This is a genomic window from Nocardioides sediminis (genome assembly GCF_003047295.1).
GTDB classification, from domain to species: Bacteria; Actinomycetota; Actinomycetes; order Propionibacteriales; family Nocardioidaceae; genus Nocardioides; species Nocardioides sediminis.
In genome coordinates this window covers 495,669-522,333 of sequence record NZ_PZYZ01000001.1, presented here as the reverse complement: position 1 = coordinate 522,333, position 26,665 = coordinate 495,669, and the positions used below count along the sequence as shown (strand labels likewise).

Sequence of the window (26,665 nt, the reverse complement as noted above, 5' to 3'; positions counted from 1 at the left end):
GGCGTCAGAGCCCGGCGAAGAGGTCGGCCTCGAACCCGTCCTCGCCCACCGGGCCGCGCGGGCCCTTGGCGAGCACGTAGTACTCGTCGCCCCAGAAGGCGTGGCCGGACTCGGCCCCGGCGAAGAACGGCCCGTCGGGGTCGACCTGCGTGCGGTGCAGCTTGAGGGCCTCCATCTTGGTCGTGGCCCAGGCCTGCCCGTCGATGCGGGCCGAGATCAGCTCGTCGGCGGTGAAGAAGGGCCCGAGCTCGCCGTCGGGGTCCATCCCCTCGTAGGTCGTCGTGTCCCCGGTGGCCCGGATCTCGCGCAGGCTGTCGCGCATCCGCGCCTCACTGATGGCACACCAGTAGACCTTGGCCACGTCGTGGGGCTCCCCCAGGTCGCGCTTGTAGGTCGGGGCCGCGGCCAGCGCCGTGGCGTAGGTCGCGACCCGGTGCGCCTGGATGTGGTCGGGGTGGCCGTAGTTGCCGAACTCGTCGTAGGTCACCAGCACCTGCGGACGCACTTCGCGGATGATCCGCACCAGCTCGTCGGCCGCCTCGCGCAGGTCGGCGTGCCAGAAGGCGTTGTCGGGCACCACCTCGGCGGCGACCGCGTGGCCGTCGGGGTGCCAGGCCATCCCCGAGTCGTGGAAGCGGCCGAAGCCGCCCAGCCACCGGTGGTCGGTGACGCCGAGCGCGGCCATCGCCTCGGCGATCTCGCCCCGGCGGCGCTCGCCGAGCCCGCCTTCCTTGTCGTAGGCCAGGTGCTCGAGGTCGGGGACCAGCACCTCGCCCATCTCGCCGGCGGTGCACGTGACGACGGTGACCGAGCGCCCCTCGGCGACGTACCTGGCCATCGTGGCGCCGTTGTTGATCGTCTCGTCGTCGGGGTGGGCGTGCACCAGGAGCAGGCGCTGGTCTGCGGCGCCGTCCTGAGCCGGCGACGCGTCAGCGGCGTCGAGTCGAAGGGACATGCCTCCAGCCTAGGACCGCGCCCGACAGCGCGGCCTAGGTCCCCGGGGAGGCGACCGCCGCCCGTCGGGTGCCGAGCGCGACCCCGGCCACGGCGACCGCGAGGCCGACCAGCTCGAGCGGCCCGAGGGTCTCCCCCAGCACCATCCAGGCCAGCACCGCGGTCACCGGCGGGGACAGGAAGAAGAGGCTCGCGCCCGCTCCCGCGCCGCCGGCGCGCACGAGCGTCCCCAGCAGCAGGAGCCCGACGATCGAGTTGACGATCGCCAGGAACGCCACCGTGAGGCCACCGCGTACCGGGTCGCTCACGGCGTCGGCGCCCTCCAGGGCCAGCGCGAGCACCGCCAGCGGCGGCACCGACACGCTGAACTGGATGGCCGCCGACCACCACGGGTCCGGGGCGTGGCCGATCCAGCGCTGTCCCAGCGTGCCCAGGCTGAGGGTCACCGCGCCGAAGACACCCAGCGCCACCGCCCACGGTCCGCCGGCCCCGTCGATGTCGGGACCCAGCACGATGACGACGCCCGCCACCCCGATGGCCAGCCCGACCACCTGCCGCGGCGAGAGCCGCTCCCCGAGGAGGACGGCGGCCAGGACCGCGGTGAGCACGGGCGTCAGCGCGTGCAGGAGGGACGCCAGGGTGGCGCCGAGCCCGGCGTCGAAGGCGAGGTACATCGCGCCGAACTGCACGGCGTTCATCGCCAGCCCGGTGAGCGCGATCCGGCCCAGGTCGGCCCGGTCGATCCGCAGCGGCCCGCGCAGCAGCCGGGCGACCAGCAGGGCGATGACGGCGGCCACCACGAAGCGCAGCGCCAGCAGGGTGAACGGCGCGACGTGCTGCACGCCGTAGGGACCGGAGATGTAGCCCGAGGACCACACCAGCACGAACGCGGCGGCCGGCAGCAGCGGCAGCGAGCCGACCGGGCGCCGGGCCGTGCCGGTCGCGGAGGGGGCGACCGGTCCGGTCACTGCTCTCCCCGCTTGACCCGCCGCGGGGCGGCGGGCAGGTCCAGCGGGGGCAGGGGTGGCGCGGCGGGCGACGTGTCCTCGGCGTCGAGCCACCCGTCGTACTCGTCGACGAGCATCTCCACCATCAGCTCCGGGGCGTCGGAGAGCACCGCCCACGGGTGGTCCTCGTCGTCGTCCTCGCCGGCGAGCCGCTCGCGGACGACGCTCGCCTCGAAGCCGTCGGCGCGCAGCCGCGCCGCGACCGCGCGCGCGTCGTCCTCGTCGAAGAAGATCGCCCTCACCGCCGCATCATCCCAGCCAGGTGCGGGAGGAAGGGACGGTCGGGCTCCAGCCAGTCGACGTCGCCCAGGTCGGCCGCGGCCAGCCAGCGGACCGCGTCGTGCTCGGTCGGCTCCGGCTCGCCGTCGACGAGCAGGGCCGCGGCGACCCGCAGCTCGTGGGTGGCGCCGATGGGTGCGGCGCCGGGCAGCCAGGACGTCACCGAGATGGTGCAGCCGAGCTCCTCGGCAACCTCGCGGACCAGCGCGTCGTCGGGGGTCTCCCCCGGCTCCACCTTGCCGCCCGGCAGCTCCCAGCGCCCCGCAGCGGCCGAGGGCGTCGTACGCCGGGCCGCCAGCAGCCGCCCGTCGCGGAGGATCGCGGCACCCACGACGGGGACGCGCGGCTGGTCGGTCACCCGGTCGACCCTAGTGGGACGGAACCAGCCGGTGGCCGCGGCCGGCACGCTCCCGCATGACCCCCCGGGGCGGTCCCGGCGACGGTGTCCCGCGACTACGGTGGGGCCATGCGTGAAGCCGGTGAGTCCGCTCCCCCGCCCGGAAGCGGGCAGACCAGCTCCCGGGTCGAGGGCGTGCACCTCCAGCGCACCGACGAGAACGCCCGGGAGATCGCCACCCTGGCCGCCGTGCTCGGGGAGCCCGCGGGGCTCGACGGCCTGCTCGCGGACCTGAAGTACCGCCTGCGACCGGCGAGGGTGGTGCCGAGGCTGCTCGGCCGTGCCGTCCGCGAGGCCTACCGCTGGGACGCGTACGACGACCGCGACGAGCTCTGGTACCCCCAAGGCATCTCCACCAGCGCCGACTCGTCCGCCACCGAGGTGATCGGTGCGGGCGGCCGCCGGGTGCTGGTCACCACGTGGTACTCCACCGGCCGCGACGGCATCAAGCGCGGGTCCCGCGTCACCTTCGTCGACCTCGACACCCTGGAGTACCGCCACGTGCTCCTGGTGGTCCCCGTCCTCGACGAGGCCGGCACCCTCCAGCTGCGTCCGATGAGGATCCACGCCGGCGGCATCGTCTGGGCCGGCCCCTGGCTGCACGTCGCGGCCACGAGCCGCGGCTTCGTCACCGCCCGGGTCGACGACATCATGCGGGTGCCCGGGGACGACGACCACCCCGACGAGATCGGCGTCGACGGCACGCGGGTGGCCTCGTTCGGCCACCGCTACGTGCTGCCCGTGCGCTCGACGTACCAGGCGTTCACCGACGAGGGACACCAGAGGCTGCGCTACTCCTTCGCCTCGCTCGACCGGCGCTCGGACCCGCCGGCGCTGGTGGCCGGCGAGTACGCGCTGGACCCCGACGCGACCACCCGGCTGGCGCGCTACCCGCTCGACCCGGCCACGTGGCAGCTGGCGAGCGGCGAGGACGGCATCTCGCGCCCGCTGGCCCTCGATCACGGCGGCGTGCGGCAGATGCAGGGCGTGGTCGTCGCCGGCGGCCGCTACCACGTGAGCGTCTCGCAGGGACGGTGGATGCCCGGGATGATCGCCTCGGGGCAGCCGGGCGCGATGCGCCTGCGACGCTGGGCCGTCCCGATGGGTCCCGAGGACCTGGCCTACTGGCCCTCGACCGACCGCATCTGGACCGTCACCGAGCACCCGCGACGCCGCTGGATCGCGTCTCTCGACCGCGCCTGGCTGGACCGCCGATGACCGGCCGGCCGTCCCGCACCGCGTCGGACGCCATGGTGACGCAGCCGTGGACCCACGGCAGCGCGACCACCGTGGCCCAGGCCCACGAGGCCTTCACCGACTCCCACGTGCACATGCTGCTGCTGACCGACGGGGACGAGCTGCGCGGCACCCTGGTCCGCGACGACCTGGTCGACGGCCTCGACCCCGACGCCCCGGCGCTCGACGCAGCGACCCTCCACGCGCGGACCGTCGACCCCGGTCGGGACCTCGAGGAGGCCCTGCAGGTGATGCGCGACCGCGGCACGCGCCGGCTGGCCGTCGTCGCGGACGACGGCCGGCTGCTCGGCCTGCTCTGCCTCAAGCGGACGCTCGACGGGTTCTGCAGCGACGACGACGTCCGCTCCCGGGCCCTGGAGCACGGCAGGCTGCACCGGCTCGGGCGCTGAGGCCCGACCGGCTCAGGCCGACCGGCTCAGGCCGGGCGGGGGAAGCGGGCCAGCTGGCGGCTCTGCGCGACGAGGCGGCCCGCGGAGTCCCAGACCTCGCAGTCCTCCTCGAACATCCCGCCGGCGACGTTGCGGGTGCGGTGGGACACCTTGAGCCAGCCCGGCGCCGGCACGGCGCGGACGTGGGCGGTGAGCTCGATCGTCGGGGCCCAGCCGGGGTGGCCGAGGTCGAAGGTCACCGGCGGCAGCGCGTCGAGCACCATCAGCAGCTGGACCGGGTCGGGGTCGCGGCCGTCGGCCAGCCGGAACCACGCCTGGAGCAGGCCGCGGCCACTGGGCTCACCGACCGCCCAGCCCACGCACGCGGGGTCGAGCCGCATGTCGAAGCGCTCCATCAGGGGCGGCGCCTGGGCGCCGGGGGCCGCAGACGTGGGGAAGCACTCCTCGAGCGGCGGCAGGTCGGGCTCGACCGCCGTGGTGCGCACGTCGTCGGGCAGCGTGGACAGGTCGCCGTACGTCGCGAGGGCGGTGATGCGCACGTCCCGGCCCTGGCTGAGCTCCGCGGCCACGGTGGCGGTGCTGCCGCCGTCGCGCACCACCCGGGTGCGGACGGTGGCCGGGCCGGGGCGCGAGGCGGAGACGTAGAACGCGCTGACCGCGAAGGGGTCCGGCTTGGCCGGCACGGTCTCGGCGACGGCGCGGCCGATCACGCCCAGCAGGTAGCCGCCGTTGACCCCGCCGCCGACGACCCAGCCCGGGTCGAGCTCGGCGGAGAACCCGTCGGGCGTGGCCTCGACGGCGGTGTGCAGGTCCCACTCGTGTCCCATGGGCCGCAGTCTGTCAGGCGGTGTCAGCGGGCCGGGGGGCGCTCAGGCTGCGCGCAGCGTGGTGACGCGCTTGACCAGCCGGCGCAGCGGGGTGTCGCGCTCGACGGCGAGGCGGTTGCCCGCGGCGTCGAGGCCGAGGAGGGGCAGCAGGTCCTGGCGGCCCTCGCGCTCGGCCATCAGCAGGATCGCGTCGCGGTCGTACTCCGCGGCGAGGTCGGCGGCCGTGGCGAGGTCGTCGTTGGCGACGGCGGCGTTGATGGCGTCGACGTACGACGCGTGCAGGGCGTTGAGCTCGTCGATCAGGCGGGTCATCCCAGATCCTCTCGTGGTCGTCCCCTCCAGTGTGGCCAGCGGATTGGAACGATCCAAGTCCGTGGCGGTGTGACCTTGGCCGCGTCACGTCCCGACGCTGCGGCCGATCGACGCGCGCAGCCGCTCGGCGGCCGGCGACAGCCGGCGGTCGAGCCGCCAGGTCAGCCCGATGGTGCGGTGGGCGCCGGCCGCGCCCTCGATCTGCACGCCGGCCGCGCCGGACACCCCGGCCAAGGCCTCCGGCACGATCGCCACCCCCAGCCCGGCCGCGACCAGGCCCTCGACGGTGCCGAGGTCCTGGCTCTCGAAGGAGACCGCGAGACCCACCCCTGCCTCGCGGAGCAGGTCGTCGACGAGCGACCTCGAGCCGAAGCCGGGGGGCGTCGTCACCAGCTCCTCTCCCTCGAGCTCGTCGAGCGTCAGGAGCTCCCGGCCGGCCAGCCGGTGGGTCGGCGGCACCACGACCACCATCCGCTCCTCCTGGAGCACCAGCCAGCCGCCGCCGGGCGCCGGGTGCGAGGTGATGGCGAGGTCGACCGCACCGCGGGCCAGGTCGTCCTCCATCTCGTGGGCGGGCTCCTGGCTGAGCAGCACCCGGACGCCGGGCGCCTCGGCGTGGAAGTCGCGCAGCAGGCGCGGCACCAGCGAGGTGGCCATCGAGTCCAGGAAGGCCAGCCGCGCCACCCCGGTCTCCGGGTCGAGCTCGCCCGCCACGTCGGTGACCAGCTGGGCGTAGCGGTCGACGACCTCGCGCGCACCCGCGACCACCGTGGCCCCGACCGGGGTGAGGTGGACGCCACCGGGGGCCCGGACGAAGAGGGCTGCCCCGAGCTCGCGCTCCATCCGGGCCAGCGCCCGGGAGAGCGTCGGCTGACTCACCCCCAGGGCGGCGGCCGTGCCGGTCACGTGCTGGTGTTCTGCCACGGCGAGGAGCCACTCCAGGTCCCGGATCTGCATCCCGTCACCATACGGCTCGCGCATGAAGTCCGGCCGATCTCGACATTGGACGCATCGACCGCGGACGGCGGACACTCGGTGGACCATGTCGTCCCCCGCCGCCCCGTCCCGTGCCGCCGCGGGCGAGGGCTACCTGCCCGGGACGGCCGACTACCGGCGGGTCGTGGTCGCGCTCTTCGCCGCCGGAGTCGTGACTTTCGAGCTGCTCTACAGCACCCAGGCCATCCTCCCGGCGCTGGCGAGCCGCTTCGAGGTCTCCACGACCGAGGCCACCCTGACGGTCTCCCTGACCACGCTCTCCCTCGGCCTGGCGATGCTCGTCGTGGGGCCGCTCTCCGACGTGGTCGGCCGCACCAGGCTCATCCACCTGTCCATGCTGCTCTCGACGGCCTGCGCGATCGGGTGCGCGCTGGCGCCGTCGTGGACCGCCCTGCTGGTGCTGCGCTGCCTCATGGGCGTGGCGCTCGCCGGCCTCCCCGCAGCCGCCACGGCGTACCTCCGCGAGGAGCTGCACTCCTCCACGCAGGCGCGCGCCGCGGGCCTCTACATCGGCGGCACCGCGCTCGGCGGGATGACCGGACGCCTGCTGACCGGGTACGCCGCGGACCTGGGCGACTGGCGGTGGGCCCTCACCAGCGCGGCCGTCCTCGCGGCGGCCTGCGCCCTCGTCGTACGACGCCTGCTCCCGGCCTCCCGCAACTTCGTCGCCGCCCCCACGGGGGCCCGCCCGATGCTCCGGATGGCGCGCCGCGCGGTGAGCGACCCCGCGCTGCTGGGGCTGTACGCCATCGGCGGCTGCGCGTTCGGCGCGATGGTGGCGATGCTCAACGTGGTCACCTTCCGGCTCGAGGGACCGCCGTTCGGGCTCGGCCTCGGGGCAGCGAGCCTGGTCTTCCTGGTCTACCCGCTGGGCGCCGCGAGCGCCGCCTCCTTCGGCCGGCTGGCCGACCGGTTCGGCCGCCGTGCGGTGCTGCCCGTCGGCGCCGTGGTCGCCGCCTCCGGCGCCCTGCTGACGCTGTCCACGTCGCTGGTCGTGCTGGTCGGCGGGCTCTCGCTGCTGGCCATCGGGTTCTTCGGGCTGCACGGGGTGGCCAGCGGCTGGGTGCCGGCCCGGGCGCACGCCGGCGGGGTCAGCGCCGGCCAGGCGGCGTCGCTCTACACGTTCACCTACTACCTCGGCGCCGCGGTCTTCGGGAGCCTCGGGGCGGCCGCGTGGACCGGCGCCGGCTGGACAGGGGTCGTGGCCGTGACGGTCGCCCTGCTGCTCGTCACCGGCGGCATCGCGCTCGCGCTGCGCAGCACGCGCTCGCTGCTGGCCTGACACCGGCGCAGCGTCGCGTGGACGAGTCCGTCGGGGTCATGGACCGGCGCTGCCACCGGTCGTAGCGTCGGGTGGGCGGGGGCGGAAGGAGCCCACGATGGAGCGCAGCCTCAGGTGCCGGGTCGGTGTCCACACGTGGAAGGTGCGGCGCGAGCCGGGCGTCGAGCCCTATCTCGCGTGTCGGCGCTGCGGCAAGGCCAAGCTCGTCGACCTGCGCGGCGGCACGGTCGCCCGGGGCACCTCGGACATGATCGAGGGGTACCGGAAGAAGCCCTGATCGCCGAGGCGTCAGGACAGCGCCGCGACGACCGACCTCGGCGAGGGGTTGGTGTGGGGCTGCCCGTCGATCACCACGGTGGGCACGGTCTCGTTGCCGCCGTTGACGCTGCGCACGTACGCCGCCCCGTCCGGGTCGGCCCAGATGTCCACCCACACGGCGTCCCGGCCGCGCCTGCCCAGCACCAGCCGCAGCAGCTGGGTGAACGGGCAGCCGCGGCGCCAGTAGACGACGACCCTGCCGTCGGCCGCCGCGCGGGCGCCCTCGGCGGCGGACACGGAGACGGGCTGGTGACCGAGCATGTCCTCGAGTATGCGTCGGCCGTCCTCACGACCATGCACGTCGACGCAGGTGCGTGGAAGTGCAGCCCTGAACCGCAACCCGGACCACGAACATCCGCGCAGGTGCGCGGGAGTGCAGCGCACACTGCGTACGCTCGCGCCGTGCCCTCCAGGACCCGAGCCGCGACCTACGCCCGGCGCCGCAAGCGCCGCATGGGCCAAGTCGTGCACGACCTGACCGAGGAGCAGTGGGCGGCGCTGCGGTCGCTGTGGGGCGGCTGCGCCTACTGCGGTGCCGACGTCGCGGCGCTCCAGAAGGACACGATGCTCCCGATCTCCCGGGGCGGCCGCTACACGCTCGCCAACGTCGTGCCGGCCTGCGGGTCCTGCAACGCCAGCAAGTGCAACACCGAGGTGACCTCGTGGATGCGCCGCAAGAAGCTGGACGAGGGCCGGTTCCTGGTGCGCCAGGCCGAGATCGCGCGCGCCGCGGCGGCGGGCCCGACCCCTACCTCGCCACCCGGTCCCGGGTAGCCCCCGTCGGCGGCAGTCCCTGCGCGAGGTCGTCGATCTCGTCGTGGAAGGCGTCGAGGATGTGCTCGGGGTCGGGGATCACGGTGGTGTCGGTCTTGAAGCCGACCCGCACGGTCCCGGCGTAGGTGAAGATGCAGGTGCCGAGGGTCTGGTCCCCCGACCCGGGCACCCACCCGAGCATGCTGGTGATGCGGGTCCCGGCCAGGTAGCGCGGCTCGCGCGGGCCCGGGACGTTGGTCGTGACACCGCTCGCCTTGCCCGCGAAGAAGGTCACCAGGCCGCGCCCCAGGCGCCGGCCCAGCAGGCCGATCCCCTGGATCATCGCGAAGGTGATGACCGGCTCGGGAGAGCGCTTGATCCGGTCCATCCGCCGCTTGGTCTCGGCGAGCCGCTCGGTCGCGGTGGTCAGCCCCGAGGGCAGCAGCAGGACGACCAGGGCGAACCGGTTGCCGAGCTCGCGGGGCAGCGGCAGGTGTATCGGGCGCAGGTTGACCGGGACCATCGTGGGCACGTCGACCGGGGTGTCGCCGCGCTCGACCTGGTAGCGCTCGACCGCGCCGGCGAGGGCGGAGACCAGGACGTCGTTGACGGTGGCTCCCGAGCTCCTCGCGATGTCCTTGACCAGCTGCAGGTCGACCGGCTCGGACCAGACGGCCCGCTTGTGCGACCCGGCGTCCCCGGCCAGTGCCGTCTCCGGGTTGCGGGTGAGCAGCAGCTTGGCGAGCACGCGGGCGCCGCTGAGACCGGTGCGGATCCCCGCCACGACCCCCGCTCGCACCCGGGCCGGCCGGAGCGCGTGCGTCACCTCGGGTGCAGCACGCCGGGCCGCCTCGATCAGGTCGCCGACGCCGTGGTGCCGCGCCCCTCCGCCGTCACGACCGTCGGTCTCGGCGTCGGCCGTCGCGTCGGTCAGGGACAGCAGGACCTGGGTGAGCGCGATCCCGTCGGCGAGGGCGTGGTGCAGCCGGACGTAGATCGCCGACCCCTCGTCGAGCCCGTCGACGAGGTGGATGTCCCAGAGCGGTCGGTCGCGCGGAAGGGGCTCGGCGAGGAACCGCCCGACGTACTCCTGCAGGGCGGCGGCGTCACCGGGTGCCGGCAGCCGGACCTCGCGCACGTGGTCGGAGGGGTCGAAGTCGGGGACGTCGCGCCACCGCGACCTCCTCCACCGCGGACCCGGGACGGGGCGCCGCGAGAAGACCGGGTAGGCGTCGACGAGCCGGCGCTGCACCACCCGGTCGAACCGGTCCCGGTCCACCGGGCCCTCGAGGAACATGACGCACTCGATGACCATCAGGTTCTGGACCCGGTCCATGTTCAGCCAGATGGCGTCGACGGGGTTGACGCGATGCTCTCTCACCGCCCGAGCCTGTCACGCCGGGCAAGCGTGAGTGAAGACGGCGCGGCTCCTGCGAGGTGGCTCAGACGTTGAAGCGGAACTCCACGACGTCGCCGTCGGCCATGACGTAGTCCTTGCCCTCCATGCGTACCTTGCCGGCCTCCTTGGCCTTGAGCATGGAGCCGGCATCCATGAGGTCGTCGAAGGAGACGATCTCGGCCTTGATGAAACCCTTCTGGAAGTCGGTGTGGATGACGCCGGCCGCCTCGGGGGCCGACGCGCCCTTCTTGATCGTCCAGGCCCGCGTCTCCTTGGGTCCTGCCGTCAGGTAGGTCTGCAGGCCGAGGGTGTCGAAGCCGACCCGGGCGAGCTGGTCGAGGCCGGACTCGGTGATGCCCATCTCGGCGAGCATCTCGTGGGCCATCTCGTCGTCGTCCATCTCGGCCAGCTCGGCCTCGAACTTGGCGTCGAGGAAGATCGCCTCGGCCGGGGCGACGAGCTCCTGCATCCGGGCGCGCAGGTCGTCGTCGGCGAGCTCGTCGGCGTCGCAGTTGAAGACGTAGATGAACGGCTTGGCCGTCAGCAGCGACAGCTCACGGATGAGCTCGCGGTCGATCTTCGCGCTGATGATCGGGGTGCCGGACTCGAGGGCCGAGAGCGCCTCGCGCGCGGCGTCGAGAACGGGGGCCTTGGACTTGTCGCCGCGGACCTCCTTCTCCAACCGCGGGATCGCCTTCTCGACGGTCTGGATGTCGGCCAGGATCAGCTCGGTCTGGATGGTCCCGATGTCGGAGGAGGGGTTGACCTCGCCGTCGACGTGGGTGACGTCCTCGTCGCGGAAGACCCGCGTCACCTGGCAGATGGCGGCGGACTCGCGGATGTGGGAGAGGAACTTGTTGCCCAGGCCCTCACCCTCGGAGGCGCCGCGCACGATGCCGGCGATGTCGACGAACTCGACCGTCGCGGGCAGGACCTTGGCCGAGCCGAAGACATCGGCCAGCCGCGGGAGCCGGTCGTCGGGGACGCCGACGACGCCGACGTTGGGCTCGATCGTGGCGAACGGGTAGTTCGCTGCCAGCACGTCGTTCTTGGTCAGGGCGTTGAAGAGCGTCGACTTGCCCGCGTTGGGGAGACCGACGATGCCGATGGTGAGAGCCACGGGCGGGGAGTCTACGGCCGTCCGCAGCCCCGCCCGAATCCCGCGAGCCGCTCGTGGTTTGGCCGGGCGACCACCCGCCTTGTTGAATCGAGTGGTCCCGTCCCCGGCCCTCGAAGGACCCATGCCCTCCTGGCTTCGCGAGATGCTCGTCATGCTGCAGTTCCTCAGCCCGACGACGACCCCCGTGCCGGACCTCGTGGTGCCGGAGACCCCGCTCGTCTCGGCCACGACGTCGGCGGGCCCGGTCGAGGTCTACAACGACGGCTTCGACCAGCCCTATGCCGAGCGCTGGGCCCACGTGTCGAGCTCCAACGCCGACCGGATCACCCAGACGACGTACGACGGACGCACCGTGCTGGAGATGCGCCCCGAGGCCCACCTGCAGTCCCTCTCCCCCGTCCCCTTCGAGGTCGGCACGACCTACCGCGTCTCGGCGACCCTGCAGATGCCGAAGGAGACCGGCGTGCACCCGGCCTTCTGGCTGCGCACCGACGACACCCAGCGGGTCGGCGAGATCGACGTCGTCGAGAGCTGGGGCGGCAAGCCGCGCTGCGAGCGCGTGCTGGCGGCCTACTACTGGCGCTACTCCCCGCCGCTCGGGGACAAGGCGTGCCTGGGCGACAAGTACCCCGAGGACATGACCGAGTGGCACGAGTACGCCGTGGAGTTCACCTACATGGGACCCGGCCAGGACGCCGCCGCCGAGTCCCCCGTGCCCACCCGCTTCTTCGTCGACGGCGTCGAGACGTGGTCGACGAACCACGCCCCCGTGGCCCCCGAGCACATGCGCCTCCAGGTCAAGCGCAACTGCCCCGACGAGGAGCAGCCCAGCTGCGGCGAGACGTCGACCTCACCGTCGATGTACGTCGACCAGGTGCGTGTGGAGAAGATCGGCCGGCAGTCCACGGGCACCCCGGCCGACCTCGTCGCCATCCGGGAGCCGGCCACCGGGGGTGGCGAGGCCCACGTGCTCGACCCCGCCTCGGCCTACGCGACGTACTCCAACCGGACCCTGCTCCCCCTGGAAGGACCCGACTGGCGCTTCGCCACCGGCGACTTCGACGGGGACCGGATGACCGACGTCTTCGCCGCCCTGCCGTCGGGCGGCGGGACGGCGCAGGTCAAGGTGCTCGACGGGTCCGACTACCTCCACTCGTTCCTCAGCCACGCGACGGTCGTGCAGCGCGACACCCGGCTCGGGAAGGCGCGCTTCGCCGCCGGTGACTACGACGGCAACGGTCGCGACGACCTGTGGGTCGTCGACCTGGACGACGACGGCCGGCTGGGGGTGAGCGTGCTCGACTCGTCGACCGGCTTCCAGACCGAGCTCGTCGACGCCGCCACCGCCGCCCCGGCGCTGGACCCCGACCGCTGGCAGGTCGCGACCGGCGACTACGACTTCGACGGGCGCGACGACCTCTACCTCGTCGACCTGCAGTCCGACGGCCGCACGGCCGTGCACGTGCTCGACGCCGAGACCGGCCTCACCACCTTCCTGGCGCAGACCTTCACCTCGGCGCCGGCCGTCGACCCGACCAGCTGGTCGGTGAGCACCGCCGACCACAACGGCGACGGCCGCGACGACCTGATGATGGTCAACCGGGCGGGGACGACGACCGAGGTGCACGCCCTGGACGCGGCGACCGGCTTCTCGACGTACCTCCTCCAGACCGCGACGGCGATGGGACCGACGAACGACGACACGTGGACGGTCGGCGGCTGAGTCCACGCCCGTGGGCGCGTGGAAAACTCGGGGCATGACCCAGGCACCCGCCACCCCACCGCCCGCCGGGCTGCGCGAGCCCGCGCACCAGGTGTCGCCGCGCGCCGTCGGCTACTGGCGGATCGCCGCGACCATCCCGTCCGCCGTGGTGGCGGTCCTCGTCGTCGGCGGGTACGTCGTGTGGTGGCTCACCGAGGGCAGGCCGTCCTGGTGGGCGCTGGTGCTCGCCGGCCTCGTCCTGGTCGTGCTGGTCGTCTACCCGGTGGTCATGCCACCGGTGCGCTACCGCGTGCACCGGTGGGAGGTGACGGACACCGCGATCCACACCCGCGCGGGCTGGATCACCATCAGCTCGCGCATCGCGCCCCTCAGCCGGGTGCAGACCGTCGACTCCCGCCAGGGTGCGTTGATGCGCCTGTTCCGCCTGGCGTCCCTGACGGTGACGACGGCGTCCGCCGCCGGACCGATCACCATCGACTGCCTCGACGCCGAGCAGGCGCGGGAGCTGGTCGCCACCCTGACCGCGATCACCGGCGCGAGCGAGGGCGACGCCACGTGAGCGACGACCGGGGTCGTCAGCAGGTCGAGGAGCCCGAGGAGTGGCAGCGGCTCGACCCGCGCAACCTGCTGCTCGACCCGGTGAAGGCACTGGGCCAGTTCCTCGTGCCGGCCGTGATCGCCCTGGTGGGCCTGAGCGCACGCAACGACGGCCTGCCGTGGTGGTCGCTCCCGGTCGTCGTGCTCGGGGCCATCGCGTTCGGCGTGCTCCCGTGGCTGACCACCGGCTGGCGGATCACCGACACCCAGTTCCAGAAGCGCACCGGCCTGCTCAACCGGACGACCTCCACCGCCCCGCTCGACCGGGTCCGCAGCGTCGACCTCGAGGCCTCCCTGCTCCACCGCGTGCTCGGCCTGGCCAAGGTCCAGATCGGCACCGGCGTCGACGACGACCGGATCACCCTCGACGCCGTGTCACGGGAGCGGGCCGCGGGGCTGCGCGCCCACCTGCTCGCCCGGCGGCAGGTCGCCGTACCGGCTCCGGCCGGCGCGCCGCACGAGCTCGACGACGGGTCCGGCGAGGCGAACGGGCCGGCCGTCTCGGCACCCGCGCCGGAGACCCTGCTCGCTGCCGTCGACTGGTCGTGGCTGCGCTTCGCCCCCTTCAGCCTGGGCCGGCTGGTCCTGCTCGCCGGCCTGGTCGGCCTGCTGGGGCAGTTCGGCGAGGACCTGCCGTTCCTGGACGAGGAGCACCTGACGGACGGCTGGCGGTGGGTGACGTCGTTCGCCGTCTGGCTGGTGGCCGCCGTCGTCCTGGTGGCCGGCCTCGTGCTCTGGGTGCTGGTGGCGGTGACCGGCTACGTCGTGCAGTGGTGGGACATGCGCCTCACCCGCGGCCAGGGGTCGCTGCACCTGACCGCGGGCCTGTTCACCACGCGCTCGATCAGCGTCGAGGAGACCCGGGTCCGGGGCGTGGAGCTGCGTGAGCCCGTCCTCCTGCGCCTCGTCGGCGGTGGCGAGCTGTCCACCCTCGCGACCGGCGTCGGGAGCGAGGGCGTCACCCGGATCCTGCCCCCGTGCCCGCGCCCGGTCTGCGTCGGCGTCGGCGACGACGTCCTGGGCGCACCCGGTCGCCTGACGACGGACCTCACCCCCCACGGTCCCCTCGCCCGGCGCCGCAGCCACGTGCGGCAGGCACTCACCGTCCTCGACCTCGCCCTGCTCTCCGTGCTGCCCGTCGTCCTCCTCGACGTCGCCTGGCTCGGCTGGTGGCTGCCGGTCGCGGTGGTCGTCGTCGGCCTCCCGCTCGCCGCCGTGGTCGCCGAGGCGTCGTACCGGCACCTGGGGCACGCCCTCGACCCGACCCACCTCACGGTGGGGCACGCCCAGGTCGCGCGGCTCCGCACGGTGCTGGAGACCGACGGCATCATCGGGTGGGTGCTCACCGAGTCCTGGTTCCAGCGCCGGCTCGGGCTCGCCGACCTGGTCGCGACCACCGCCGCCGGTGCCGAGAAGGTCCTGCTGAGGGACGTCCCCCGCGACCGGGCGATCGCACTGGCCGACACGGCGACCCCCGGCGTGCTGACGGCCTGGACCGCCTGACGACGTGGGGCGTCCGGGCACACGAACGCCCCTCCAGCTCGGGACAAGAGGGGCGCTCGCGGGTCTTGCGTGGGCTCGGGCCTCCGGAATCAGGCTCCGTACAGCGCCACGATCCCCTGCCGGTCGGTGGCCGTCATGCTCAGGTCGTCGCTCGACCCGTTGCACTGCGGGTAGTGCATGATCGACGCCGAGTCGTAGGCCGTCAGCGGACGCCAGTTGTTGTCCTCGAAGCAGGTGCCGGCCTCGGGGCGAGTGTGCTCGTGGCGGAACCCGAGGGCGTGGCCGAGCTCGTGGGCCATGATGTTGGACGGGGTCCACGAGCCGGAGTTCATCAGCGAGCCGGCGTTGACGAGCACGTTGCGCTGGCGGTCGGCGGTGCTCGGGAAGAACGCTCGGGCGATGTACTGCGTCGTGTTGGTCGGCTCGACCGAGAAGAGCACCGCGTTGTTGCGGACGCTGCAGTTGGAGTCGTTGGCCGACAGGTGGGTGAACTCGACGCGACTGGACGCCGCCTCCCACTGACCGGCGCCGGCGGCCATCGCGTTGACCACGTTGGTGTACTGGCTGCCGAACTTGGTGCTGACGCAGTAGGTGAGGTCGAGGGCCTGGGAGGCGCTCCACTTGTCGTCGGCGCCGCCGACCGTGTTGACGACGAGACCGTTCTCCGTCGTCTTCTTCGGGCTCCCGACCATGGAGTCGTAGAAGGTCTTGAGGTCCCCGGTCGTGGCCACCGGCTCGTCACCGTTGACGACGTACTGCTGGTCGACGTCCTTGAAGGTCTGCGAGTGGAACTCCGAGAACGACGGGATGTCGCTGTCGGTTGCTGCGATCGCCGGCGTGGCCATGCTGGTGGACATGGTGGTGGCCAGCACGGCGACGGATGCGAGAGCGAACTGCCCGAGACGGCTGCGCTGCATGGAGGATCTCCTCAGGGGGTGGTGGTTGAAGGCACACTCCGCCCGGGGGTCCCGCAGGGGCACCTGTTTCCCGAGAACAGTGCGTGGGGAGAACCTCCCCCACGAGGATCGCCCGTGTAAAGGGCTGGGAACGGAAAAACTTCCGACCACATCCGTGGGGATGGGACCCCCCTCCTAGGGTGGTGCGGTGCGCATCGCCACCTGGAACGTCAACTCCCTCCGCTCCCGCATCGACCGCGTCGAGGCCTTCCTCCAGCGCCACGACATCGACGTCCTGGCCCTCCAGGAGACCAAGGCCCGCGAGGACCAGCTGCCGCTGATGGGCATCGAGGCACTGGGGTACGACGTCGCCGTCGCCGGCACCAACCAGTGGAACGGCGTGGCGCTGATGTCGCGTGTGGGCCTCGACGACGTACGGGTCGGCTTCGACGCCATGCCCGGTTTCGGGGACCCGCTGGCCGCCGAGTCGCGGGCGATCGGCGCCCGCTGCGGCGGCATCGACATCTGGTCGCTCTACGTGCCCAACGGGCGCAAGCCCGACGACCCCCACTACCTCTACAAGCTCGACTGGCTGGCCCGGCTGCGCGAGGCCGCGGGGTCCTGGCTCGACGGCGACACGGCGCTGGTCGGCGACTGGAACATCTGCCCCACCGACGACGACGTCTTCGACCCCGAGCAGTTCCGGAAGTCGACCCACGTCACGCCCCCGGAGCGGGCGGCGTTCCAGGCGTTCCTCGACGACGGCTACGTCGAGGTCACCCGGAAGCACGCGCCGGGCTACACCTACTGGGACTACTACCGGCAGCGCTTCGAGCGCGACCGCGGCCTCAAGATCGACTTCGTGGTGGCCTCGCCGTCGCTCGCCGGCCGGGTGACCGGTGCGTTCATCGACCGCGACGAGCGCGACCCCGCGCAGGGGACCGGATCGCCGTCGGACCACGCCCCGGTCGTCGTCGACCTGGACTAGCGCCTCCCCGGCGTTGTCGGTGCCGTGGTCCATGCTCGCCCCATGGACCTCCTGACGACCTCGGTGACCCTCCTCGTCGGCCTCGTGCTCGGCGGGCTGATCGGCGTTCTCTGGGTCCGTTCGCGGCCCCAGGAGCCGGGCGTCGTGGCCGCCCTCCAGGAGCGGGACCGCCGCGAGTCCGCCGACCAGGCCCTGGTCCGCGAGGGGCTCGCGCGCCTGCACGACCAGCTGCGCGACCTCGACCACTCCCGGGCGTCGTGGCAGGGGCAGTTCAGCCAGCAGGTCGCCGACATGCGGCTGACCACCGAGTCGCTGCGCCGGGAGACCTCGTCGCTGGCGACGGCGCTGCGCAAGCCGCAGGTGCGTGGACGGTGGGGCGAGCTGCACCTGCGGCGGACCATCGAGCTGGCGGGGCTCGTCGACCGCTGCGACTTCTCCGAGCAGGTCCAGCTGGCCGACGGCGTGCTGCGGCCCGACGTGGTCGTCCACCTCGCCGGCGGCAAGTCCGTCGTGGTCGACGCCAAGGTGCCACTGGACGCCTTCCTCGACGCGACGGCTGCCGAGGACGACGCGGAGCGTGAAGCCCACCTGCGTCGCCACGTGCGCCAGCTGCGCACCCACGTCGACCTCCTCGGTGCCAAGGCCTACTGGCGGGCGCTGGACGAGACCCCCGAGTTCGTCGTCATGTTCGTGCCCGCCGAGGCCTTCCTCGCGGCCGCGCTCGAGACCCAGGGCGACCTGCTCGAGCACGCCGCCGCCCGCCAGGTCGTGCTGGCGACGCCGACCACGCTGATCGCGCTGCTGCGCACCGTGGCGCACGGCTGGTCGCACGAGACGCTGGCCAGCCAGGCCGCCGAGGTGCAGCGGCTGGGCCGTGAGCTGCACGAGCGGCTCGGCACCCTGGGTGGCCACCTCGACAAGGTGGGCCGTTCGCTCGGTGCAGCCGTGTCGTCCTACAACGCGGCCGTCGGCTCCCTGGAGGGACGGGTGCTGGTCACCGCCCGCCGCTTCGGCGACCTCGGCGTGACCGCCGACGACCTCGACGCGCCCCGGCAGGTCGAGGAGGCGCCACGCGCGCTGTCGGCCCCCGAGCTCACCGCGCCGGACCTGTCCGCGCTGGACGACGTGGCCCGGCCGGGGGCGGCCGTCCTCGACGCACCACTCGCGGACCCCGCCGCCGGTCGCGAGCCCGGTCGCGACGACCGCGGGCGCAGCGGTCGGGGGGCCGACCGCCGCGGCGCCTGAGCCCGCCCCACCCGGACGGGCCGTCAGCGCCAGCGGTGCCGGCTGCTCGGCGTCGGGTGGTCCTCGGGCACGTCGCCGACCTTGACCTCCACGCCGTACCGCCACGGGTCGCGCAGGGGCAGGTACGCCCCGCTCCAGAACGTGCCCGGGTCGAACCACTGCGCCTTGCGGTCGTCGGCGACCAGGCCCATCTCCTGCATCGTGAGCGCGACCACCTCGGCGCAGAACGCCGCCTCGGGGCGCACGGGGCGACCTCGCTTGCGGCGGGCGACGTAGGCGTCCCGTCCCCGCAGCCAGCGGGCGGCCAGTCTGGTCGTGGTGGGGAACGACACGCCGTCGAGGCGGGCGATCGCGCGGAGCAGGGCGTCCTCCTCGGGCCGACCCACCTCCGGGCTGACCTGGCGGAGCCAGGCCTGCTGGCCGTACCTGTGCTGCCACTGCCCGACGGCGGCTCGCAGGTCGTGCAGCTGCACGCCGCGGTGGTGACCGCCGGTCCAGACGTCGGGGAGGGACTTCCCGAGCTCGGCGTGCCACAGCAGCGGCGGCAGGTCGTCGATGACCACCGCCATCCCGACGTGGTTGACGGGCGAGTTGGTGAGGGTCTGGATCGCCCGGTCGGCCACCGTGCGTCCACGGAAGAGCCACAGGTCCCCCGTCCGGGTCAGGTCGGCGGCCGCGTCGAGCGTGAGGTGTGCGGCGGTGGGGTGTTCGGACATGGCGGACAGTCTGGCCCACCGGGCGCGTGCACGGACCGAGTGCGACAGTCGGGACTCCGCGGGGGCACTAGCCTGCTGCCATGGCGCACGCGTGGTGGAAGTGGCTGGGGCTGGCCGGGGTCGTGGGGGTCGCGGTGACCGGCGCCGCGGTGGCCCGCCAGGAGCGCGAACGTCGCGCCTACTCCCCCGACGAGGTCCGCGAGCGGCTGCATGCCCGGCACGCTGCCTCCGAGGGAACCGTCGGGGACGGGACGTAGTCCCGGCGCGGCTCCCCCCGCCGACGGCACGCCCGTCCTACGGTGTGCCGCGTGAGCCAGACGAAGGCCCCGCCGCGCTCGGTGTGGACCGACGGCATCGAGCCCGGTCCGCAGGCCGTGGCCCTCGGCGTGGCCGTCGCGCTCAGCGTCGTGGTGGTCAACCTCGCGCTCGTCGGTGAGCTCAGCCTGTTCTTCGACCTGTGCTTCGTCGTCCTCTGCCTCGGGGTCGCCCTCGTGGTGAGGCCACACGACTTCTTCGCCGTCGGCGTGCTGCCCCCACTCATCATGGTCGCGATCTTCACGCTCCTCGGGGCGGTCGCGCCCGAGACAGTGGCCGACGCCGGCGACGGCGTCCCGCAGGCCGTGCTGTCCGGGCTCGCCCACCACAGCACCGCGCTCGTCGCCGGCTACGTCCTGTGCCTGGGGACCCTCGCCCTGCGTCGCCGCTCGCTCGTCCGCGACTCGCCGACGACCGACTGAGCCGGGCGGCAGCCGTCCGCTTGGCACGATCATGACCATGCGCCGACCCACCCTGCTCGTCACCCGGCTGACCACCGGCCTCCTGCTGCTGCCGCTGGCCGCCTGCCAGGGCGGGGACCCGGCCGGGCCGGCCTTCGAGGAGCTGGCCGCGGGACTGTCCGCGCGCGACCTGTCCGGCGTACCCGTCGACGACCCGGCCGCCGGCGACCAGCTCGCCGCCATCTGGGCCGCCGTCCCCGAGGACCAGCCGATCGAGGTCGACGCGACCGGCGTGACGACCGAGGACGACTCGGCGTCCGCGACCCTGGACTGGACCTGGCAATTCGACGGCGCCGAGTGGTCCTACGAGACGCCCGTCGAGGCCACCCGGGTGGACGACGCCTGGCAGGTGCGGTGGACGCCCGCCCTCGTCGCGCCCGACCTGGTCGAGGGCGAGGTCCTCGCGCTCACGACCCTGTCCCCCGAGCGCGGCGAGGTGGTCGGGGCGGGGGACGCCACGATCGTCGGCGCCCGTCCCGTGGTGCGCCTCGGCCTGGACAAGACGCAGGCCACGCCGGACCGGTGGAGGTCCTCGGCCCGCGCGATCGCCCGCGAGCTCGACCTGGGCGTCGCGGACTACGTCGCGCGGGTCGAGGCCGCCGGCGAGAAGGCGTTCGTCGAGGCACTGGTGCTGCGCGCCGAGGAGGCCGCCACCACGCTGACCCCGGCGTACGGCGGGATCCCCGGCGCGGTGCGACTCGACGACGAGGTGCCACTCGCGCCCACCCGCGAGTTCGCCGCTCCCCTGCTCGGTGTCGTCGGCGAGGCGACCGCCGAGGTGATCGAGCAGTCCGACGGCGCCGTCGCCGCCGGTGACGTGGTGGGGCTCTCCGGGCTGCAGGCGCGGTACGACGACCAGCTGCGCGGCGCCCCCGGCACACGCGTCAGCGCCACGGGTGGCGAGGCCGACCGCACCCTGTTCGAGCAGGCCCTGACCCCCGGCCGGCCCCTGCGGCTCACCCTGGACCCGACGTTGCAGCAGAAGGCCGAGGAGGTCCTCGCCGGCACCGGACCCGTCAGCGCCCTCGTCGCCCTGCGGCCGTCCGACGGCGCGATCCTCGCGGCCGCCAACGGACCGGCCAACGACGGCCTCAACGCCGCCACGTTCGGCCAGTACGCACCGGGCTCGACCTTCAAGGTCGTCACCTCCCTCGCGCTCCTGCGTGCCGGCCTGGCTCCCGAGGCGCCGGTCTCCTGCGACGCGACCACGGTGGTGGACGGCAAGACCTTCAAGAACTACGACGACTACCCGGCGTCCGGCATCGGCCGGATCACCCTGCGCCAGGCCGTGGCCGGCTCGTGCAACACCGCCTTCATCTCCGAGCGGGGCCGCCTCGACGACGGGGCACTGGCGGACGCGGCGGGCTCGCTCGGCCTCGGGATCGACCGCGACCTCGGCTTCCCGGCGTACTTCGGGCAGGTGCCGCCGCCCGAGGGTGAGACCGAGGGGGCGGCGGCCCTGATCGGGCAGGGCAAGGTGCTCGCCTCGCCGATGGCGATGGCCGCCGTCGCCGCGTCGGTGCGGGCGGGCACGACCGTGACCCCGCGCCTCGTGCTCGACCACGAGGTCCCGGCCGCGACCGAGCCCACACCCCTGACACCGCAGGAGGCGGAGCAGCTGCGCGGCCTGATGCGCGCGGTGGTCACGGAGGGCTCGGGCCGCTTCCTGGCGGCCCTGCCCGGGGAGGTCGGCGCCAAGACCGGCACCGCGGAGCACGGCACGCCGGACGCCTCGGGCGCCCTGCCCACCCACACCTGGATGATCGCCACACAGGGCGACCTCGCGGTCGCGGTCTTCGTCGAGACCGGGGTGTCGGGGTCGCAGACGGCCGGGCCGCTGCTGGAGGAGTTCCTGCGCTGAGCCGTCGCCGGGGCGGCGGAAGGCTCGTCAGGCCTCGAAGCGCGAGGCGTCCCCCGCACCGTGGCGCACGACCTCGGGGGCGCCCTCGGACCAGTCGATGACCGTGGTGGGCTCGGCGGTGACCTCGCCGGACTCGATCACGACGTCGACGACGTGGTCGAGGTCCTCCTTGATCTCCCAACCCATCGTGCGGGCGTCCTCCTCGCCAGGCAGGATCAGGGTGCTGGTGAGGATCGGCTCCCCCAGCTCCTCGAGGATCGCGCAGACGAGCACGTGGTCGGGGATGCGGACGCCGACGGTGCGCTTCTTGGGGTGCATCAGCCGCTTGGGGACCTCGCCGGTGGCCGGGAGGATGAAGGTGTAGGGACCGGGCGTGGCGGCCTTGATCGCGCGGAACGCGTTGTTGTCGACGTGGACGAACTGCCCGAGCTGGGAGAAGTCCTTGCACATCAGCGTGAAGTGGTGCCGCTCGTCGAGGTCGCGGATGCGCAGGATCCGGTCGCGCCCCTCGCGGTTGCCCAGCCGGGCCCCCAGCGCGTAGCCGGAGTCGGTCGGGTAGGCGATCAGCTGGTCGTCCCGCAACGCCTCGACGACCTGCGACACCAGGCGCGGCTGCGGGTTGTCCGGGTGGATGTCGAGGAAGCGGGCCATCTCGTCAGGCCCTCTGCGCGGCCCGCAGGTCGCGGCGCAGCTCCGGCGGCAGGGCGAAGATCAGGGACTCCTCGGCGGAGTGGACCGCCTTCGCGTCGGGGTAGCCGCGCTCGGCGAGGAAGGAGAGCACCCCGTCGACGAGGTCCTCGGGCACCGAGGCGCCCGAGGTCACCGACACCGTGCTGACGCCCTCGAGCCAGGCCTCGTCGATCTCCGAGGCGTCGTCGACGCGGTAGGACGCCTTGGCGCCGGCCTCGAGGGCGACCTCGACGAGCCGCACGGAGTTGGAGGAGTTGCCCGAGCCGACCACGATCACGAGGTCGGCGTCCTTGGCGATCTCCTTCACCGCGAGCTGGCGGTTCTGGGTGGCGTAGCAGATGTCGTCGCTCGGCGGGTCGAGCAGCAGCGGGAACTTCTCGCGGATCGCGGCGACGGTCTCGAGGGTCTCGTCGACCGACAGCGTGGTCTGCGAGAGCCAGGCGACCTTGGCCGGGTCGCGCACCTCGATGTGGGCGACGTCGGCGGGCGACTCCACCAGCTGGATGTGGTCGGGGGCCTCGCCGGCGGTGCCCTCGACCTCCTCGTGCCCGGCGTGGCCGATGAGGAGGATGTCGTAGTCGTCGCCGGCGAACCGCTTGGCCTCGTGGTGCACCTTGGTCACCAGCGGGCAGGTGGCGTCGATGGTCTTGAGCCCGCGCTCCTGCGCCTCGGCGTGGACCGCCGGGGAGACGCCGTGGGCGGAGAACACGACCGTCTGGCCGGCGGGGACCTCGTCGAGCTCCTCGACGAAGACCGCACCCCGGGACTCGAGGTCGGAGACGACGTGCTTGTTGTGCACGATCTGCTTGCGGACGTAGACCGGGGCGCCGTACAGGTCCAGCGCCTTCTCGACCGTGATGACCGCCCGGTCGACGCCGGCGCAGTAGCCGCGCGGCGCGGCCAGCAGGACGTTCTTGGCGGTCTCGGGGTCGAGGACCGGGGGCAGGCCGAGGTCGGTGCTCATGGGAGCGAGTCTAGGAGCCGCACGTGCAGGTCGCACTGTCGGCGCCGTCCCCTAGGGTCGCTGCGTGCCCACCCTGCGCGACGCCACCCTCGAGTCACCGGCACCGGTGCGTGCGGTGGCCAATGCGGTCAGCCAGTGGATCGACCGGTTGGGGGCCGTGTGGGTGGAGGGTCAGATCGCCCAGGTCAACCGCCGTCCGGGCGTCGGCACCGTGTTCATGACGCTGCGCGACCCCATCGCCGACATCTCGATGACGCTCACCTGCCAGCGCACCCTCTTCGACTCCCTCAACCCCCCGCTCGTCGAGGGCGCCAGCGTCGTCGTGCACGCGCGCCCGTCCTTCTACGCCAACCGCGGCAGCTTCTCGCTCTACGCCCGCGACATCCGGATGGTCGGGCTCGGCGAGCTGCTGGCCCGCATCGAGCGGCGCCGCCAGCTGCTGGCCGCCGAGGGGCTCTTCGCGCCCGAGCTCAAGCGCGACCTGCCGTTCCTGCCCGCCCGGGTCGGCCTGGTCACCGCGCCGGGCAGCGCCGCGGAGCGCGACGTCCTCGACAACGCCCGGCGGCGGTGGGCGGCGGTGGAGTTCACCGTCGCGTACGCCGCGATGCAGGGTCCGCGGTCGGCCAGCGAGGTCATCGAGGCGCTGGAGAAGCTCGACGCCGACCCGGGCGTCGACGTGATCGTCGTGGCCCGCGGCGGCGGCTCGGTCGAGGACCTGCTGCCCTTCTCCGACGAGGCCCTCCTCCGGGCCGTCCACCGCGCCCGCACCCCGGTGGTCTCCGCCATCGGCCACGAGCAGGACTCGCCCCTGCTCGACCTCGCCGCCGACGTGCGGGCCTCGACCCCCACCGACGCCGCCAAGCTCCTCGTGCCCGACATGGCCGAGGAGCTCGCCGGGGTGACCTGGGCTCGCGACCGGGTCCGCTCGGTGGTGACCCGCATCGTCGACCGCGAGCAGGAGCGCCTCGACCAGCTGCGCTCGCGACCGGTGATGGCCGACCCCCGCACCCTGCTCGCCGCCCGCAGCGACGAGCTCGGCCAGCTCCTCGAGCGGGCCCGGCGCACCCTCGGCCACCGGCTCGACCGGGCGGCCGACGACATCGGCCACCAACGCGCCCGGGCCCGTGCCCTCTCGCCGCTGGCCATCCTCCAGCGCGGCTACGCCGTGCTCCAGGACGCCGACGGGCACGTCGTCACCTCGGTCGCCGGGATCGCCGCCGGCACGGACGTGAGCGTCCGGGTGGCCGACGGGCGCGTGCTGGCGCGGACGACCGGCGTGGATGCCGACACCAGCAACGACCACTCCCGCACCGAAGGAACCGACGATGAGTGACTCCCCGACCCCCGACCAGGACACCCCGACCTACGAGGCCGCCCGCGAGGAGCTCGTCGAGGTCGTCCGCACGCTGGAGGCCGGCGGCACCACCCTCGAGGAGTCGCTCGCCCTCTGGGAGCGCGGCGAGCGCCTCGCGCAGGTGTGCCAGGCGTGGCTCGACGGCGCGCGGGAGCGCCTCGACGCGGTCATCGAGGGCGACGGCTCCTGACCGGCCGCCGCCGGCGGACCTAGCGTCGCAGGAGACCGACGATCTCCTCGATGTCCTCGGCCGGCGCCGACCCGTAGACCAGCACCGTCTCGTCCCCGACCTCGGCGGAGTAGCCGGTGTCGCCGCCGTCGTCGGTCCAGGTGGTCCAGGTGCTGGCGAGCTCGCTGTCCAGGGTGACCTCGTCACCCTCGACCGCGTCCTCGTCGATCGCGACGGCCGCCATGTCGTCGGCCGACTCCACCTCCTGGCGGATGCCGACGAAGCGGCCCTCGTCGGTGAGCATCCCCATCGTCCACGCCGGCGTCTCGTCGCGGCTCAGGTCGACGCTCGTGGCCCGCCACCCCGCGGGCAGCTCGCGGGGGTGCGCCAGCTCGAGCCCGGAGTCCGCCGCCGCGGCGACCGCGTCCTGGTAGTCGACCGGCGGGACCTCGACCTCGGTCTGCTCGCGCAGCGAGCCGCGCAGCAGGACGAAGCCCCCGATCACCACCAGCGTGATCAGCATCGCCCCGATCATCCCGGCCATCGAGCGCTGGTGGCGCGACGGCCGACCGCTGGGTTCGGGGGCAGGGGTGCTGACGCCGGGCTCGCTCACGCCCCGATCCTCCCGCACCCACCCCAGCGGAACGGAACCGGAGGGTGCGCCGGTCGGGGCGTCCGGGGCGATGGGACACAATCGCGGCATGACGACCTACCGCCTCGCCGAGGCCGCCGACGTGCTGGGCGTCAGCGTCGACACCGTGCGCCGGTGGGTCGACGCCGGTCGCCTCCCCGCCCTGCCGGGCGACGGCCGCACCCCGGCCACGATCCGCGGCACCGACCTCGCGGCGCTGGCGGAGTCGCTGCTCGACGAGCCCGACCGCGAGCTCAGCCGGGCCAGCTCGGTCAGCGCTCGCAACCGGCTGGGCGGGATCGTGACGAGGGTCAAGAAGGACCACGTGATGGCCCAGGTCGAGATGGTGTGCGGGTCGCACCGGATGGTGTCCCTCATGAGCACCGACGCTGCGGAGGAGCTCGGCCTCGAGCCCGGGGTGCGCGCCGTCGCCTCGGTCAAGTCGACCAACGTCGTGGTGGAGGTCCCGTGAGGCGACCGCCCAGGGCGGTCCTCGGCGTCGCCGGGCTGCTCGTCGTGCTCCTCGTGGTCGCCGTGGTCGTGCGCTCCTGCACCGGGCCGGAGAAGACGATCGAGGTGTACGTCGACGCCTCGCTGCGCCACGCCTTCGCCGACCTCGGCGAGGCCTTCGAGGAGGAGCACGACGTCGCCGTGGAGCTCACCGTCGACTCCGCCGGTGGGCACGTCCTGACCCTGATGGACTCCGCGACGATGCCCGACGTGCTGGCCGCGGGGGATCCCTACGGCCTCGTCCAGGTCAACGGCCTCCTCGCCGGCGAACCCCTCGTCCTCGCGGAGGACCACCTGGTGATCGCCGTGCCCCGGGGCAACCCCGCCGAGATCGAGGACGTCGACGACCTCGCGGGCCAGGAGGTGGCCGTGTGCCACATCAACGAGGCCTGCGGCCGACTCGCCCACTTCGCACTGCTCTCCGCCGGCATCGAGGTCCGCCCTGTCGAGGGTTCCGAGTCCGCGGCCACCACCGCCGAGGTCGTCGAGGGAGAGGTCGACGCCGGCCTCGTCCTCGCCTCCGAGGCCGACGCGGCCGGGGACGCGGTCGAGGTGATCGAGCTGCCGTGGGCGGGCGACCGGGTGTCCTACCCGTCGATCTCCCTCCTCGACGGCGGGCCGGACCCCGACGAGGGCCAGGAGTTCATCGATTTCGTGGTCGGCGAGACCGGCCAGGAGATCCTGGCCGACCACGGGTTCGCACCGGCCGAGAATCCGCATCTGCAGCCAGAAGACTGACAATCTTGCCGCAC

32 protein-coding genes are annotated in these 26,665 nt (G+C 73.6%); 17 read left to right on the top strand and 15 right to left on the bottom strand.

The window, feature by feature from the left end:
- Positions 1-4: 4 nt before the first annotated feature.
- From mshB to DAI17_RS02475, 4 genes are read right to left on the bottom strand one after another with little or no spacing between them, the layout of a single operon-like run.
- On the bottom strand, positions 5-955 hold the full coding sequence (gene mshB, locus DAI17_RS02490) for an N-acetyl-1-D-myo-inositol-2-amino-2-deoxy-alpha-D-glucopyranoside deacetylase (protein WP_107771301.1): 951 nt from the start codon (positions 953-955) through the stop codon (positions 5-7).
- Between the two features lie 34 nt (positions 956-989).
- Positions 990-1,922 (bottom strand): DMT family transporter, encoded by a 933-nt coding sequence (locus DAI17_RS02485; RefSeq protein ID WP_159081314.1) that lies wholly within the window; start codon positions 1,920-1,922, stop codon positions 990-992.
- Positions 1,919-2,203, bottom strand: a complete 285-nt coding sequence (locus tag DAI17_RS02480) for a hypothetical protein (protein WP_107771299.1) — start codon at positions 2,201-2,203, stop codon at positions 1,919-1,921. Before DAI17_RS02480 ends, DAI17_RS02485 begins: the two co-directional genes overlap by 4 nt.
- Entirely contained in the window at positions 2,200-2,598 is a 399-nt protein-coding gene (locus DAI17_RS02475) for a (deoxy)nucleoside triphosphate pyrophosphohydrolase (RefSeq protein WP_107771298.1), read from the bottom strand. Before DAI17_RS02475 ends, DAI17_RS02480 begins: the two co-directional genes overlap by 4 nt.
- Before the next feature lie 108 nt (positions 2,599-2,706).
- Here DAI17_RS02475 and DAI17_RS02470 point away from each other — a divergent pair, with 108 nt between their 5' ends.
- Together DAI17_RS02470 and DAI17_RS02465 are read left to right on the top strand one after the other, a co-directional pair.
- Positions 2,707-3,855: a hypothetical protein gene (locus DAI17_RS02470; RefSeq protein WP_159081313.1), complete on the top strand. Its 1,149-nt coding sequence runs from the start codon at positions 2,707-2,709 to the stop codon at positions 3,853-3,855.
- The gene (locus DAI17_RS02465) at positions 3,852-4,283 is read left to right on the top strand and encodes a CBS domain-containing protein (protein ID WP_107771296.1); all 432 of its coding nucleotides are present in this window, start codon (positions 3,852-3,854) and stop codon (positions 4,281-4,283) included. The genes DAI17_RS02470 and DAI17_RS02465 overlap by 4 nt, the downstream gene beginning before the upstream one ends.
- Positions 4,284-4,309: 26 nt before the next feature.
- On the opposite strand, the gene DAI17_RS02460 is transcribed toward DAI17_RS02465, so the two are convergent.
- The 3 genes from DAI17_RS02460 to DAI17_RS02450 all read right to left on the bottom strand — a co-directional run bounded on the left by DAI17_RS02460 (position 4,310) and on the right by DAI17_RS02450 (position 6,379).
- On the bottom strand, positions 4,310-5,110 hold the full coding sequence (locus tag DAI17_RS02460; protein WP_107771295.1) for a thioesterase family protein: 801 nt from the start codon (positions 5,108-5,110) through the stop codon (positions 4,310-4,312).
- A gap of 42 nt (positions 5,111-5,152) precedes the next feature.
- Positions 5,153-5,422, bottom strand: a complete 270-nt coding sequence (locus DAI17_RS20830; RefSeq protein ID WP_159081312.1) for a hypothetical protein — start codon at positions 5,420-5,422, stop codon at positions 5,153-5,155.
- A gap of 84 nt (positions 5,423-5,506) precedes the next feature.
- Positions 5,507-6,379: a LysR family transcriptional regulator gene (locus tag DAI17_RS02450; protein ID WP_107771294.1), complete on the bottom strand. Its 873-nt coding sequence runs from the start codon at positions 6,377-6,379 to the stop codon at positions 5,507-5,509.
- Positions 6,380-6,464: 85 nt separating this feature from the next.
- Here DAI17_RS02450 and DAI17_RS02445 point away from each other — a divergent pair, with 85 nt between their 5' ends.
- Positions 6,465-7,700: an MFS transporter gene (locus DAI17_RS02445; protein WP_107771293.1), complete on the top strand. Its 1,236-nt coding sequence runs from the start codon at positions 6,465-6,467 to the stop codon at positions 7,698-7,700.
- Positions 7,701-7,797: 97 nt separating this feature from the next.
- On the top strand, positions 7,798-7,977 hold the full coding sequence (locus DAI17_RS02440; protein WP_107771292.1) for a hypothetical protein: 180 nt from the start codon (positions 7,798-7,800) through the stop codon (positions 7,975-7,977).
- An 11-nt stretch (positions 7,978-7,988) separates the two neighbouring features.
- On the opposite strand, the gene DAI17_RS02435 is transcribed toward DAI17_RS02440, so the two are convergent.
- Entirely contained in the window at positions 7,989-8,279 is a 291-nt protein-coding gene (locus DAI17_RS02435) for a glutaredoxin domain-containing protein (protein ID WP_107771291.1), read from the bottom strand.
- A gap of 141 nt (positions 8,280-8,420) precedes the next feature.
- Here DAI17_RS02435 and DAI17_RS02430 point away from each other — a divergent pair, with 141 nt between their 5' ends.
- Positions 8,421-8,792: an HNH endonuclease gene (locus DAI17_RS02430; RefSeq protein ID WP_234412099.1), complete on the top strand. Its 372-nt coding sequence runs from the start codon at positions 8,421-8,423 to the stop codon at positions 8,790-8,792.
- On the opposite strand, the gene DAI17_RS02425 is transcribed toward DAI17_RS02430, so the two are convergent.
- Together DAI17_RS02425 and ychF are read right to left on the bottom strand one after the other, a co-directional pair.
- Positions 8,767-10,152, bottom strand: coding sequence for a wax ester/triacylglycerol synthase family O-acyltransferase (locus tag DAI17_RS02425; protein WP_199904897.1), 1,386 nt, complete (start codon positions 10,150-10,152; stop codon positions 8,767-8,769). The two genes, DAI17_RS02430 and DAI17_RS02425, sit on opposite strands and share 26 nt — an antisense overlap.
- Before the next feature lie 61 nt (positions 10,153-10,213).
- Complete coding sequence (gene ychF / locus DAI17_RS02420; protein WP_107771729.1) at positions 10,214-11,290, bottom strand: redox-regulated ATPase YchF; 1,077 nt, start codon at positions 11,288-11,290, stop codon at positions 10,214-10,216.
- 121 nt (positions 11,291-11,411) lie between these two features.
- Here ychF and DAI17_RS02415 point away from each other — a divergent pair, with 121 nt between their 5' ends.
- Genes DAI17_RS02415 through DAI17_RS02405 form a run of 3 tightly spaced genes read left to right on the top strand, consistent with a single transcriptional unit; the run spans position 11,412 to position 15,113 of the window.
- Entirely contained in the window at positions 11,412-13,013 is a 1,602-nt protein-coding gene (locus DAI17_RS02415; RefSeq protein WP_159081311.1) for an FG-GAP-like repeat-containing protein, read from the top strand.
- A gap of 34 nt (positions 13,014-13,047) precedes the next feature.
- On the top strand, positions 13,048-13,572 hold the full coding sequence (locus DAI17_RS02410) for a PH domain-containing protein (protein WP_107771288.1): 525 nt from the start codon (positions 13,048-13,050) through the stop codon (positions 13,570-13,572).
- Positions 13,569-15,113 (top strand): PH domain-containing protein, encoded by a 1,545-nt coding sequence (locus DAI17_RS02405; protein WP_159081310.1) that lies wholly within the window; start codon positions 13,569-13,571, stop codon positions 15,111-15,113. The genes DAI17_RS02410 and DAI17_RS02405 overlap by 4 nt, the downstream gene beginning before the upstream one ends.
- A gap of 89 nt (positions 15,114-15,202) precedes the next feature.
- Here the strand turns inward: DAI17_RS02405 and DAI17_RS02400 are convergent, their stop codons facing one another.
- Entirely contained in the window at positions 15,203-16,030 is an 828-nt protein-coding gene (locus DAI17_RS02400) for a M57 family metalloprotease (RefSeq protein WP_107771286.1), read from the bottom strand.
- 187 nt (positions 16,031-16,217) lie between these two features.
- Here DAI17_RS02400 and DAI17_RS02395 point away from each other — a divergent pair, with 187 nt between their 5' ends.
- Positions 16,218-16,997: an exodeoxyribonuclease III gene (locus DAI17_RS02395; protein ID WP_107771285.1), complete on the top strand. Its 780-nt coding sequence runs from the start codon at positions 16,218-16,220 to the stop codon at positions 16,995-16,997.
- A gap of 42 nt (positions 16,998-17,039) precedes the next feature.
- A complete protein-coding gene (locus DAI17_RS02390; RefSeq protein WP_107771284.1) occupies positions 17,040-18,242 on the top strand; it encodes a DNA recombination protein RmuC in 1,203 nt (400 codons plus the stop codon).
- A gap of 23 nt (positions 18,243-18,265) precedes the next feature.
- Here DAI17_RS02390 and DAI17_RS02385 read toward each other — a convergent pair whose 3' ends face one another.
- Positions 18,266-18,958, bottom strand: coding sequence for a hypothetical protein (locus DAI17_RS02385; RefSeq protein ID WP_107771283.1), 693 nt, complete (start codon positions 18,956-18,958; stop codon positions 18,266-18,268).
- Positions 18,959-19,038: 80 nt separating this feature from the next.
- On the opposite strand from DAI17_RS02385, the gene DAI17_RS21175 reads away from it, so the two are divergent.
- The 3 genes from DAI17_RS21175 to DAI17_RS02375 are packed head-to-tail and all read left to right on the top strand — an operon-like array spanning position 19,039 to position 21,595.
- The gene (locus DAI17_RS21175) at positions 19,039-19,215 is read left to right on the top strand and encodes a hypothetical protein (protein WP_199904896.1); all 177 of its coding nucleotides are present in this window, start codon (positions 19,039-19,041) and stop codon (positions 19,213-19,215) included.
- A gap of 51 nt (positions 19,216-19,266) precedes the next feature.
- Positions 19,267-19,695, top strand: coding sequence for a DUF6542 domain-containing protein (locus DAI17_RS02380; protein WP_107771282.1), 429 nt, complete (start codon positions 19,267-19,269; stop codon positions 19,693-19,695).
- Between the two features lie 37 nt (positions 19,696-19,732).
- Positions 19,733-21,595 (top strand): penicillin-binding transpeptidase domain-containing protein, encoded by a 1,863-nt coding sequence (locus tag DAI17_RS02375; protein ID WP_107771728.1) that lies wholly within the window; start codon positions 19,733-19,735, stop codon positions 21,593-21,595.
- Positions 21,596-21,622: 27 nt separating this feature from the next.
- Here DAI17_RS02375 and DAI17_RS02370 read toward each other — a convergent pair whose 3' ends face one another.
- Positions 21,623-22,246, bottom strand: a complete 624-nt coding sequence (locus DAI17_RS02370; protein WP_107771281.1) for an L-threonylcarbamoyladenylate synthase — start codon at positions 22,244-22,246, stop codon at positions 21,623-21,625.
- A 4-nt stretch (positions 22,247-22,250) separates the two neighbouring features.
- Entirely contained in the window at positions 22,251-23,249 is a 999-nt protein-coding gene (locus tag DAI17_RS02365; protein ID WP_107771280.1) for a 4-hydroxy-3-methylbut-2-enyl diphosphate reductase, read from the bottom strand.
- 64 nt (positions 23,250-23,313) lie between these two features.
- Here DAI17_RS02365 and xseA point away from each other — a divergent pair, with 64 nt between their 5' ends.
- Both xseA and DAI17_RS02355 read left to right on the top strand, forming a co-directional pair.
- Entirely contained in the window at positions 23,314-24,582 is a 1,269-nt protein-coding gene (gene xseA / locus DAI17_RS02360) for an exodeoxyribonuclease VII large subunit (RefSeq protein ID WP_234412097.1), read from the top strand.
- A complete protein-coding gene (locus DAI17_RS02355) occupies positions 24,575-24,793 on the top strand; it encodes an exodeoxyribonuclease VII small subunit (protein WP_107771279.1) in 219 nt (72 codons plus the stop codon). Before xseA ends, DAI17_RS02355 begins: the two co-directional genes overlap by 8 nt.
- A gap of 19 nt (positions 24,794-24,812) precedes the next feature.
- Here DAI17_RS02355 and DAI17_RS02350 read toward each other — a convergent pair whose 3' ends face one another.
- On the bottom strand, positions 24,813-25,385 hold the full coding sequence (locus tag DAI17_RS02350) for a DUF4245 domain-containing protein (RefSeq protein WP_159081309.1): 573 nt from the start codon (positions 25,383-25,385) through the stop codon (positions 24,813-24,815).
- Between the two features lie 88 nt (positions 25,386-25,473).
- On the opposite strand from DAI17_RS02350, the gene DAI17_RS02345 reads away from it, so the two are divergent.
- A complete protein-coding gene (locus DAI17_RS02345; RefSeq protein WP_107771277.1) occupies positions 25,474-25,875 on the top strand; it encodes a TOBE domain-containing protein in 402 nt (133 codons plus the stop codon).
- On the top strand, positions 25,872-26,651 hold the full coding sequence (locus DAI17_RS02340; protein WP_107771276.1) for a molybdate ABC transporter substrate-binding protein: 780 nt from the start codon (positions 25,872-25,874) through the stop codon (positions 26,649-26,651). The genes DAI17_RS02345 and DAI17_RS02340 overlap by 4 nt, the downstream gene beginning before the upstream one ends.
- Positions 26,652-26,665 lie beyond the last annotated feature (14 nt).